Genomic DNA, 10,743 nt, shown 5'->3' with positions numbered 1-10,743 from the left:
CCCCCCCCCGCTTCGCGGCGCCCCCCCCCCCCGCGTAGCGGGGAGGATTTGCGGTACCGCTTGGGGCTAGCTTCCCTCGACACCTTCGCTATAGCCGTCCCCCATGCCATCGATCGATCGCTACATGGCCCGGCTGATCGCGGTGCCGCTATTCTCTACGCTGTTGATTTCGGCGATGTTGCTCGTCCTCGACCGGATGTTGCGGCTGTTCGATTTCGTCGCGGCGGAGGGCGGGCCGGTCAGCGTCGTGTGGCGGATGCTCGCCAATCTGCTGCCCGAATATCTGGGACTCGGCATCCCGATCGGGCTGATGCTGGGTATCCTGCTCGCCTTTCGCAAGCTGGCGACGTCGTCCGAGCTAGACGTGATGCTGGGCGTCGGCATGAGCTATTGGCGGCTGCTGCGCGTGCCGTTCATCTACGCCACGGTGCTGGCGGCGGCGAACCTTGCCATCGTCGGCTATATCCAGCCGCTGGCCCGCTATAATTATGAGGCGCTGCGCTTCGAACTGCGCACCGGCGCGCTCGGCGCGTCGATCAAGGTCGGCGAGTTCACCAAGCTCGGCGAGCGGATGACGCTGCGTATCGAGGAGAGCCGCGATTCTGGTGCCGATCTGCGCGGCATCTTCGTCCAGGCCAGCCGGCCCGACGGCCAATGGCTGGGCGTCACGGCCGAACGCGGGCAGTTCCTGCGCACCGACGATCCGAACACGATCATCTTTCGCCTGACAAACGGCACGCTGATTCACAATTCGCCCGATTTTCGGGTGCCGCGCACGCTAACCTTTACCGCGCACGACCTGCCGATCGATCTGCCGAAGTTCGGCAATTTCCGCCCGCGCGGGGGACGCGATCTCGAACAGACGCTGCCACAGCTTGCCATCACCGGACATAATCCGAACGTCAGCGAAGAGGATCGCGACGCCGCGCGCGCGAATTTCCATTTCCGGCTGGCAGAGGTCGCGACGATGTTCCTGCTGCCGATGCTGGCGCTGGCGCTGGGCGTACCACCGAAACGGTCGTCGTCGGCACTCGGCGTATTCCTGTCGATCGTGATGATCGTGACCTATCACAAGGTCAACGAATATGGCGAAGCGGTCGGCGGGCTTGGCCGGATCGACCCGATCCTTGCGCTATGGGTACCGTTCCTGCTGTTCGCGGCACTAGTGTTCCGCCTCTATTGGGTGATCGCGCGCGTGCCCGGCGGGGAGCCGATCGGCGGGCTGGAACGCGGTGCGGCCAAGGTCGGCAAGTTCATCGGCCGCTATCTGCCGGGCCGGCGCAAGGCGACCGCGTGATGCGTGGTTTCTTTCCATCGACGACCGTCGCGATCTACATGGCGCGGCTGTTCCTCATCCGCACCTTCGCCATCCTGTTCGCGCTGGTGCTGGTGCTTCAGGCGCTCGACCTGCTGTCAGAAAGCGGCAAGATCCTCGCCCAACCCGGCAACGGTCAGGCGGAAATCCTGCGATATATCTCGCTGCGCACCCCACAGATCGTGGCGCGCTTCCTGCCCTTCTCGGTGCTGCTCGGCACGATCCTGACGCTTACGCAGTTGAACCAGAACAGCGAGATCATCAGCCTGAAGGCTGCCGGCCTGTCGGCGCATCAGGTGCTCGCCCCGCTGATCCTTGCCAGCTTCGGCGTGGCGGCCCTGTCGTTCGCGTTCAACGAACGCGTCGTGGCACGCGCGACGGCGACGCTGACCGTGTGGGACAATGTCGATTACGGCCCGATGCCGGTCGATCGCGGCGACCGCACCAATGTTTGGGTCCGCGATGGCGACAATCTGATCCAGGTCGCGCGCGTATCCGGGCGGGGTGAAGCGACGCGACTGCGCGGCATCACCGTCTATAGCCGCGAAGGCTCCTCGCTGCGCGCGCTGACGACCGCCAGTGGCGGCTGGCGCGAAAACGGCGCATGGCGGATCGAGAATGCCGAACGCTTCACCGTCGCCACCGGCGTCCGCGAACGGCTGGGCACGTTGCGTATCGCCGGTGGCGTGCGGCCGGACCAGTTCACCCTGCAGAATGTCGATCCGGACGGCCTGTCCTTCACCCAATTGTCGAGCGCGATCGACGATCTGGTCGAGGCGGGTCGCCCGACCAAGGCGCTGGAAGGCGCATTGTGGCACAAGCTGTCGGGGCCGTTGTCGGCGGTGCTGATGCCGCTGCTCGCCGCCGTGGCCGCGTTCGGTGTCGCGCGGTCGGGCAAATTGTTCGTGCGCGCAGTCATTGGCATGGCGCTCGGCTTTACCTATTTCGTGGCGGACAATTTTGCGTTGGCGATGGGCAACCTTGGCGCCTATCCCCCGTTCCTTGCCGCATGGGCACCGTTCCTGCTGTTCTTCCTGATCGGCGAAGCGGTGCTGATCCGGACCGAGGAATGACGCAACATCGTCGTACTTTGGCCGCAAATCGTCCCCAGATGCGGATGATGGGCGGCATCGCCCGATCGAGGAATGAGTTGAGGAAGTTGGCCCGATGAACGCGATCACCGAGAAGCAGGGCTTCTGGAAGAAGTCGCACCATCTCGACAAGATGACCTTCAAGGAGCTTGTCGTCGCGTATTTTCAGTATCCGGCGATCATCGCATATATCGCGCTGTCGTTCGTTGCGATCGGTCTGTTCGTCTGGTCGCCGGCACCGCTGTTGCCGACGCTGGCGTCGGTCGGGGTCGCGATTCTCGCCTATCCGTTCGTGTGGTACGTGTTGCACCGGTGGGTGCTGCATTCGAACTGGATGTTCAAGATCTCACCGCTCGCCGCGACGTGGAAGCGCATCCATTACGATCACCATCAGGACCCCAATCACCTGGAGGTGCTGTTCGGCGCGTTGCACACCACGCTGCCCGCGATCGCGATCGCGACTGCACCAATCGGGTATCTGATCGGCGGCTTCGGTGGCTCCATGGCGGCGCTGGCGACCGGACTGCTGACCACCTGTTTCTATGAATTCTGCCATTGCATCCAGCATCTGGCCTACAAGCCGAAGAACAAGCTGCTGATCGCGTGGAAACGGAAGCACATGGCGCACCACTTCCATGACGAACATGGCAATTTCGGCATCACCAATTTCTTCTGGGACAAGATTTTCGGCACCCATTACGAGCGGTCGGAACGTCCCGAGAAGAGCGCCACGGTCTTCAACCTTGGCTACACCGAGGAAGTCGCCAAGAAGTATCCGAAGGTCGCCGAATTGTCGGGCGGCGTGGCCAAGGGGCATCCCCGCTATCGCGGATGACCGATTTGTCATTTGAAGTTTGACACGGGGCGGCGCATTGCCGCCCCGTTGCGTTTTGGGGGAAACCATGTCGATCACCATCCGTCCGGTCGTTACCGCTGCCGATCGCAAGGCATTCATCGCCTTGCCCTATCGCCTCTATGCCAACGACCCGCACTGGGTGCCGCCGCTGAAGACCGAAGTCGCGGCGACGATCGACCCGAAGAAGAATGGCTGGTTCAGCCATGCCGAAGGACAGTTGTTCGTCGCCGAACGCGCCGGACAAGTCGTCGGACGGATTTCGGCGCATCTCGACACGCTGGCCCTGACCATGCCGAGCGACAAGGGCTTCGGCCCCGGCGTCGGCTTTTGGGGCATGTTCGAAGCCGAGGACGAAGCGACCGGCAAGGCGCTGATCGTACAGGCCGAGCAATGGTTGCGCGGCAAGGGCATGGACCGCGCGATCGGTCCGGTCGCGCTGTCGATCTGGGAAGAGCCGGGGCTGCTGATTCAGGGCCACGACCATAGCCCGACCGTACTGATGGGTCATCATTTGCCGCAATATCGCGGCTGGATCGAGGGCGCGGGCTATGCCCCGGTCAAGCAGCTCGTGACCTACGAACTCGACATCACCAAGGATTTCCCTCCGATCGTGCGGCGTATCGTGGCGGCCGGTGAAAAGAATGAGCGCATCCGCATCCGGCGCGTCAACAAGGCAAAGTTCGCCGACGAGGCCGCGATCATCCTGCGCATCCTGAACGATGCATGGTCGGACAATTGGGGTTTCGTGCCGTTGACCCAGCCCGAGGTCGACGATGTCGGCAAGAAGCTGAAGCCGCTGGTGTTCGAGGACCTGATCCGCATCGCCGAACTGGACGGTGAACCGGTCGCGTTCATGATTACGCTGCCGGACATGAACGAGCCGCTGAAACCAATGGGCGGATCGCTGTTGCCATTCAACTGGCTGAAGCTGCTGCTTTGGTTGCGGGCGCCGAAGGCACGGACGATGCGCGTACCGTTGATGGGCGTGGTCAAGCGGTTGCAGGCATCGCGCATGGCCAGCCAGCTGGCCTTCATGATGATCGAATATATCCGTCGCGACGCGGTGGCTAAATTCGGCGCGACGCGCGGCGAGATCGGCTGGGTACTCGACGACAATCAGGGCATGAACGCGATCGCCACCACCATCGATAGCAGGATCAACCGCGTCTATCAGATGTACGAACGGACCCTGTAAGGATGACGGCCGCCGGATGCCCCGCCCCGGCGGCGATCGTCATCATCATACGCGACCCAATACCAGGACGGGGTCGAAGCCACGGGTGCGCCATTCGTCACGGGTCCGGCAAATCTTTCCCTTTTGCAGCGACCCTTCGCGGCGATCGATGATGCAGTAGCGCTTGACGCGCGGAGTGGTAGCGACCGGCGTGGTCGGTTGCGCGACCGTTTCGGTGGCAGGGGTGGTGGCGGCGAACAGTGCGGCCAGCAGCGTTGCGATCATGGATGTTCCCTCCCGTTCCTGAAACTCAACGACCGGCCAGTGCGGCATCGAGATCGACGCCGATGGCTTCCCAGTCGCTGCGGGTCTTGCAAACGCGCGGCATGATCCGCGAACCGGTGCGTTCGGTGCGGAAGCAGTAGCGGGCATTCGGCGCAGCCTTGTACGCGGCGGCGGCGGGACCGGCGGCTAGCGTGATGGTGAGCGGCAGCGCCGATGCGGCGGCGGTCGCAGCGACCGGGCTCGGCGTGGCGACGGGTGCGGCTTCCGGCTCGGCAGCGAAGGCCGAGGTGGTGGCAACCAGGCCGAGGACGATCGAAGTGGCGAAGCGAATGGCGGTCATGATGCTGTCTCCCTGTGCGATCCGGTGTGTTGCCGGACATGCCAGTTACTTTGCAGCGACCGTGCCAGTTTTATATTCTATTACTTTCCAATGACTTACAGAATGACCACATTTGTAGATGTGGCATTTGCCACCAATCCGCAGGAATCGCCGCCATCGGTTAGGATAGTATCCGACGTATCGGTCGATACGGATTAGAAACGATGCGAGACACCGCTGTAAACGCGCAATTCGGGAGTATCGTCGTCCAGCCCGGCGACGCCGCCGGCATCGATCTGCAGGTCGGGCGACAGCTGCCACGCGATGGCGAGTGCGACACGATGCTCGGTCGCTTCGTCTTCGTGCGACCACTGCCCCTCCGCCGTCAGCTGACACCGATCGGACAGATTGATGCCGAGACCCAGCGTCGCGGTCGTTGCCACCATATGGCCGGGCGTATTCTCGCGCGGCGTCCACGCCAGTTCGGGGGAGAATTGCAGGTTCAGCGTGTTGTTGAGGTCATAGCTGATCGGGGCGACGACCGCCGTCCCCCAGCCACCGCCGCCGATCGGCGTGCGCCCCACCGGCACCGTTACCGAGGGTTGCAGACCATAAGATAGCCCCTTGCCATCGGGATTGCGCAGCGCGATCCGGGCGCCGATCTCCATATCGCCGGTTCGCGTCGTCCGCCGCCCGCTGGCCCGGTCGCGCGCGATGCCGAGCGGCGTCCAGTCCAGTTGCGCCTCGATCCGGTCGGTCAGCCCGAGCCGGAACAGCGTATCGCCGAACAGCACCGTATCGCTGTCCTCGTCACGCTCCCAATCGGACAGCGCGGTTTCGACCGCGGCCCGGCCCGGATCGAGCACACAGGCCGATTGGCCGAGGCTAGGGCGTGTCGGACAATAGTCGCGCGCCGCCGCCGCGGTGGTCGACAGTGCCGCCGCTGCGCCGAGCGCAGCCAGACGCGCGATCAACGCAGCCGGACCCAGGTTGGCGCGTGGTCGCTGGCCTTTTCCCGGCCACGATACGCCTTGTCGACACCCGCATTGACCAGCCGGTCCGCGGCGATCGGGCTGAGCAACAGATGGTCGATACGGAAGCCGGCATCGCGCTGCCACGATCCCGCCTGATAGTCCCAGAAGGTCCATATCCCCCCCTTCGGAAAACGCGTCCGCAGCGAATCGGTCCACCCCTGCGCCAGCAGCGCGCGGTAGCCGGCACGCGACTCGGGCTGCATCAGCGCATCGCTATGCATCGCGCGGACCGAGAAGGTATCATCGTCGTTGGGAATGACGTTGTAGTCGCCGGCCAGCACGACCGCGCGCTCCTCCGCCAGCAGCGCAGCCGCCCGCTCGCGTAGGCGATCGATCCACCGCAGCTTGTAGTCAAACTTCGGCCCTGGCTGCGGATTGCCGTTGGGAAGGTATATCGAGGCGACGACCAGCCCGTCGACCTCGGCCTCCAGATAACGGCTATGTTCGTCCTCCGGCTCGCCGGACAGGCCACGTTGCCGCTCGACCGGGTCAGTGCCGCGTGCCAGCACGGCGACACCGTTGAACCCCTTTTGCCCATGCCACAGCGCGCCGTAACCGGCTGCGCGGATATCGGCTTCGGGAAAGGTATCGTCGCTCGACTTCAGTTCCTGAAGACAGACGATATCCGGCTGTTCCTCGGCCAGATATTCCAGCAAGCGCGGCAGGCGCGCCTTGATGCCGTTGACGTTGTAGGTGACGATCCGCACGTCAGATCGCGAAGCTGGTGCCGCAGCCGCAGCCCGATGCCGCCTGCGGATTGGTCACGCGGAATGCCGCGCCGCCCAACGATTCGACGAAATCGACTTCGCTGCCACGGACCAGATCGATGCTGACGGAGTCGACGACCAGCGTCACCCCATCGGTCTCGGCGACGCTATCGTCGGCCTCGACACCATCGGCCAGTCCGAAGCGATATTGGAAGCCCGAACAGCCGCCCCCTTCAACCGAAAGGCGCAGGATGGCGGGCTTGGCCTGTTTCGCCGCAATCGCCGCGACACGTTGTGCGGCGGAGGTGGACAGGGAAATATCGGTGCTGGTCGTCATCGCGTTCAGATAGGCCCGCCGCGATCGATCGGCAACGGGTCAGTCCGCGACGCGTCAGTCGGCGACCGGGCCGCCCATCGCCACCCGCTGCCGCTGCGCACGATCCGCCGCCATCGCCAGTTCGCCCGCCTGCAGATAGGGGGCCGGGTTGACCGCCGCACCGTCGATGCGGACTTCGTAATGGAGGTGGCTGCCGGTCGAGCGGCCGGTCGAACCCATCAGGCCGATCAGTTGGCCGCGCTTCACGCGCTGGCTGTCGCGGACGATGATCTTCGACAAATGGCCGTAGCGGGTGGCGATACCCTTGCCATGGTTCACTTCGATCAGATTGCCATAGCCGCCGGCGCGTTCGGCGCGGGCGATGATGCCGTCGGCGGTCGCATAGACCGGGGTGCCGAGCGGACCGGGGATGTCGACCCCGGCATGCATCGCGGCGGTACCACGGAACGGGTCGGAACGGACGCCGAAATTGCTGGTGAAGGACAGGCGCTCGACCGGCTGGTAGGACGGGATAGAAATCGCTGCCTGTTCCAGCGTATCCAGCTTCTTCCAGCTGAGGAACAGCGCGCGGAACTGGGCGTCCGCCTGCGCATCGGCGGTGGCCGAGGCGGCGGTCGCCGCAGCGGCGGTGGCGGCATCGACCGGCTCGTACGGGCCGCCCATTGCCGGGATCACGCGGCGGGGGTTCAGGCCAAGCTTGCGGATGGTACGTGCGGTATCGGCATAACGGGCATCGGCAATCGCCTTGGCCTGCGACGCCATTTCCGCCTGCTGGTGTGCGACGCGTTCGAACGGGCGGGTGACGAAATTGGCACCGGTGGCGGGTGCCTGATCCAGCGCGGCCAGTGCCAGCGCGTCGGCATCCTCGTCACCGGTCAGCACCGCCGCCAGTGCCGCCTGTCGCATGTCGAGCCGGGCGGCATGCGCGCGGGCATCGGCATGGAGGCGGGCGACATCGGCGCGCATCGCGTCGACCTGCTGCTGCATCGCCGCGACCTTTTCGTCCGACGTGGCGACAGCGCCGGTCGCTGCCTGGTTCATCCCGAATGCCGAGAAAGCGATGGTGACGGCAGCGAGGCCGGCGGCCGCTGCCTGGTTACGGCCGGTAATGGTGTGGCGACGGAGCTGGCCGCCATCATGGAACAGAAAGTGCCGCGTACGAAAGAAGGAACGGAACCCGGCGAACGGAGCGACGTTGTTTTTCAATACGGAAGTAATCGACATTCTGTCCCGCTATCCGAGCGTTATGCACGCGCCGGAAACGCCGACACGAACGATGAACCCCAATGTCCCGACGGTTTTGCCCCACCGCGTCGACGGATCGAGGACTTGCCGGATAGCGGCCCGGTTACGCAAGCGCCCGGCCAAACCCAAGCGGTAAAGCGCCGTACTGGCGCGGTCAGTCGTTTAACCATGTGACCCGGACGCGGCGGACGTCGACGCACGTAGCCCGCGAGGTCGCCTGCAATCGATTCGCCGATGTCAGGATCGAACAGTGGCGAGGACGTCGGCGGCGTGTCCGGCAACCTTCACCTTGCGCCACTCGCGGACCAGCCGCCCGGTCGCACCGAACAGGAAGGTCGCCCGCTCGATGCCCATATAGGTCCGGCCATACATCTGCTTTTCGACCCAAACACCGAACGCTTCGCAAACGCTGCCATCGGGATCGCTTGCCAGCGAAACCGTCAGCGCGTGCTTTTCGGCGAAGCACGTAAGTTTCTTGGGCGTATCGCGCGAGATGGCGAGGATGGTTGCGCCTGCTTGTGCGAAGTCGTCGGCAAGTGCCGAGAAATCCTGCGCTTCACGCGTACAGCCGGTCGTGTCGGCCTTGGGATAGAAATAGACGACCAGCGGCTGTCCCGCCCGGTCTTGTAGGGACAGCGGCGTGCCGTCCGCCAGGATCAGTTCGCCCACCGGCAGCTTGTCACCAATCGCCAACGCCATTCACTATCTCCTGCCAGCTGCCGCCGACCACCTGCCGCGCGGCGTCCAGCCTGGCAAGCACCGCATCCCAGTCCGCGCACCCCAGTGCGGCGGCGAGGATCGGCCGGGTCGTCTCCGGCGGCAGCTGCGCATCGGGTGCGACCAGCCGCATCGTGACGATCAGCCGGGTCAGGAAATCATGCGCCTCGTGCAATCCGGCCGACAACTGGCCAACCGCCACCAGCGCATCGATCGCCTCGCCCAGCCGCGGTGACAGCCCCTGCCCGCTCAGCAACTGCGTGACGTGAACCGCGAACTCCAGATCGACGAGGCCGCCCGGCGACAGTTTCGCGTCCAACGGCCCGGCAGGCGGCTTGTGCCGGGCCATGTCGGCGCGCATCGTCACCGCCTCCGCGGCGACGTCGCGGTCCGGCCGATCGCCCGCTAGCACCCGCGCGATGATCTCGGCCGCCGCTGCACGGCCCGCCGGCGACCCGACGATCGGTCGCGCGCGCGCGAGCGCCATATGCTCCCATGTCCACGCATCCTCGCGTTGATAGCGCTCGAACCCCGCGAGCGACACGACCAGCGGCCCCTGTGCACCCGACGGCCGTAGCCGCGTATCGACCTCGTACAGCGGCCCCGATGCGGTCTGCACCGACAGCGCCGCCGTCAGTCGCTGGGCCAACCGGTTGTAATAGAGCACTGCCCCCAACGGCTTGGACCCGTCCGATTCCGCCGAAAAATCGCCGGTGAAGCAGTAGATGAGGTCGAGATCGGAAGCATGGGTCAGCGCCCCGCCGCCCAGCCGGCCGAGCGCCAGTACGATCAGTTCGCTGTCGGGCACCCGGCCATGGCGCTCGGCGAACTCATCGGCGGTGGCAGTGGCAAGCACCTGTACCGCCGCTTCCGCAACGCGCGCATAGCCATCCGCGACGCCAAGCGGATCACCAGTGCCGGCCACGACCTGAACGCCCAGCATGAACCGCTTTTCGTTGACGACGTCTCGGACGTGGTCGAGCAGCCGTTCATAGCCCTCCGCCCGCCGCGCCGCCATTTCCGCCGCCAGTTCGGCGACCGATCCGACCGGTTCGAGCGCGCGCGCGTCGATCAGCCCGTCGAGCAGCGTCGCCCGCCGTGCCAGCGCCTCGGCCAGTGTCGGCGCATGACACAGGATGGTGCTCAGCAGCCGGGCCAGAGCCGGCTGGGCTTCCAGCAGGCGGAACAGGTTGATCGCGCTCGGCAGGCGAGTCAGCATCGCATCGAGCCGCAACAGCGCGGCATAGGGGTCCGATGCGGTCGCAATGCCGGCGATCAGCCCGGGCAGACTATCCTCCAAAGCCGCACGCGCCGCCGGGCTGCGCAGCGCCGGATAGGCTCCGCCGCGCCAGTCGGCGATCCGCCGCGCCGCCTGCTCGCTCGATGCGAAGCCGAGCGTTCCGAGCCGCTCGGCCAGCGTCTGCGGATCGACCGGCAGGCGCGGTTCGGATGCGCCGTCGAGCTGGTCGTAGACCGCACCCACAGCCGCGACGTGCGGCGCCAGCAGGTCGAGCAGCGCCTGCCCATCCTCGACGCCATGGAGCCGCGCCACTCGGTCGAGTGCCTCGTGCTGATCGGGCAGGCTGTGCGTCTGGCGATCGTCGACCATCTGCAACCGGTGTTCGATCGTGCGGAACAGCGTGTAGCCTTGCGCCATCACCTG

General features: G+C 65.3%; 11 protein-coding genes and 1 pseudogene. 4 read left to right on the top strand and 8 right to left on the bottom strand.

Annotated features, from left to right (window positions below):
- Positions 1-103 precede the first annotated feature (103 nt).
- The 4 genes from lptF to ASE59_RS00990 all read left to right on the top strand — a co-directional run bounded on the left by lptF (position 104) and on the right by ASE59_RS00990 (position 4,457).
- Positions 104-1,297, top strand: coding sequence for an LPS export ABC transporter permease LptF (lptF, locus tag ASE59_RS01005; protein ID WP_200913133.1), 1,194 nt, complete (start codon positions 104-106; stop codon positions 1,295-1,297).
- Complete coding sequence (lptG, locus tag ASE59_RS01000; RefSeq protein ID WP_056451044.1) at positions 1,297-2,388, top strand: LPS export ABC transporter permease LptG; 1,092 nt, start codon at positions 1,297-1,299, stop codon at positions 2,386-2,388. The genes lptF and lptG overlap by 1 nt, the downstream gene beginning before the upstream one ends.
- A 94-nt stretch (positions 2,389-2,482) precedes the next feature.
- Complete coding sequence (locus tag ASE59_RS00995; protein ID WP_056451041.1) at positions 2,483-3,241, top strand: sterol desaturase family protein; 759 nt, start codon at positions 2,483-2,485, stop codon at positions 3,239-3,241.
- 67 nt (positions 3,242-3,308) lie between these two features.
- The gene (locus ASE59_RS00990; RefSeq protein WP_056451038.1) at positions 3,309-4,457 is read left to right on the top strand and encodes a hypothetical protein; all 1,149 of its coding nucleotides are present in this window, start codon (positions 3,309-3,311) and stop codon (positions 4,455-4,457) included.
- Between the two features lie 45 nt (positions 4,458-4,502).
- On the opposite strand, the gene ASE59_RS00985 is transcribed toward ASE59_RS00990, so the two are convergent.
- The 8 genes and pseudogenes from ASE59_RS00985 to ASE59_RS20500 form a co-directional block, all read right to left on the bottom strand.
- On the bottom strand, positions 4,503-4,721 hold the full coding sequence (locus ASE59_RS00985) for a hypothetical protein (RefSeq protein WP_056451034.1): 219 nt from the start codon (positions 4,719-4,721) through the stop codon (positions 4,503-4,505).
- A gap of 25 nt (positions 4,722-4,746) precedes the next feature.
- Complete coding sequence (locus ASE59_RS00980) at positions 4,747-5,061, bottom strand: hypothetical protein (RefSeq protein ID WP_056451027.1); 315 nt, start codon at positions 5,059-5,061, stop codon at positions 4,747-4,749.
- A 194-nt stretch (positions 5,062-5,255) separates the two neighbouring features.
- A complete protein-coding gene (locus ASE59_RS00975; protein ID WP_056451023.1) occupies positions 5,256-6,014 on the bottom strand; it encodes a transporter in 759 nt (252 codons plus the stop codon).
- On the bottom strand, positions 6,011-6,781 hold the full coding sequence (gene xth / locus ASE59_RS00970) for an exodeoxyribonuclease III (RefSeq protein ID WP_056451020.1): 771 nt from the start codon (positions 6,779-6,781) through the stop codon (positions 6,011-6,013). Before xth ends, ASE59_RS00975 begins: the two co-directional genes overlap by 4 nt.
- A gap of 1 nt (position 6,782) precedes the next feature.
- Positions 6,783-7,118 (bottom strand): HesB/IscA family protein, encoded by a 336-nt coding sequence (locus tag ASE59_RS00965; protein WP_056451017.1) that lies wholly within the window; start codon positions 7,116-7,118, stop codon positions 6,783-6,785.
- 54 nt (positions 7,119-7,172) lie between these two features.
- Positions 7,173-8,342, bottom strand: coding sequence for a M23 family metallopeptidase (locus ASE59_RS00960; protein ID WP_056451014.1), 1,170 nt, complete (start codon positions 8,340-8,342; stop codon positions 7,173-7,175).
- A gap of 258 nt (positions 8,343-8,600) precedes the next feature.
- Positions 8,601-9,062, bottom strand: coding sequence for a peroxiredoxin (locus tag ASE59_RS00955; RefSeq protein ID WP_082457996.1), 462 nt, complete (start codon positions 9,060-9,062; stop codon positions 8,601-8,603).
- A pseudogene (locus tag ASE59_RS20500) lies at positions 9,043-10,743 on the bottom strand (glutamine-synthetase adenylyltransferase); the annotation flags it as partial. The gene ASE59_RS00955 and the pseudogene ASE59_RS20500, both read right to left, overlap by 20 nt.

Origin of the sequence: Sphingomonas sp. Leaf10 (assembly GCF_001421245.1) — a bacterium.
Taxonomy (GTDB): Bacteria; Pseudomonadota; Alphaproteobacteria; order Sphingomonadales; family Sphingomonadaceae; genus Sphingomonas.
This window is presented reverse-complemented; position numbering and strand designations above follow the sequence as displayed.

Coding starts and splice junctions, on each gene's coding strand:
- lptF (WP_200913133.1), top strand. CDS start 104: ATGCCATCGATCGATCGCTACATGGCCCGGCTGATCGCGGTGCCGCTA.
- lptG (WP_056451044.1), top strand. CDS start 1,297: ATGCGTGGTTTCTTTCCATCGACGACCGTCGCGATCTACATGGCGCGG.
- ASE59_RS00995 (WP_056451041.1), top strand. CDS start 2,483: ATGAACGCGATCACCGAGAAGCAGGGCTTCTGGAAGAAGTCGCACCAT.
- ASE59_RS00990 (WP_056451038.1), top strand. CDS start 3,309: ATGTCGATCACCATCCGTCCGGTCGTTACCGCTGCCGATCGCAAGGCA.
- ASE59_RS00985 (WP_056451034.1), bottom strand. CDS start 4,721: ATGATCGCAACGCTGCTGGCCGCACTGTTCGCCGCCACCACCCCTGCC.
- ASE59_RS00980 (WP_056451027.1), bottom strand. CDS start 5,061: ATGACCGCCATTCGCTTCGCCACTTCGATCGTCCTCGGCCTGGTTGCC.
- ASE59_RS00965 (WP_056451017.1), bottom strand. CDS start 7,118: ATGACGACCAGCACCGATATTTCCCTGTCCACCTCCGCCGCACAACGT.
- ASE59_RS00960 (WP_056451014.1), bottom strand. CDS start 8,342: ATGTCGATTACTTCCGTATTGAAAAACAACGTCGCTCCGTTCGCCGGG.
- ASE59_RS00955 (WP_082457996.1), bottom strand. CDS start 9,062: ATGGCGTTGGCGATTGGTGACAAGCTGCCGGTGGGCGAACTGATCCTG.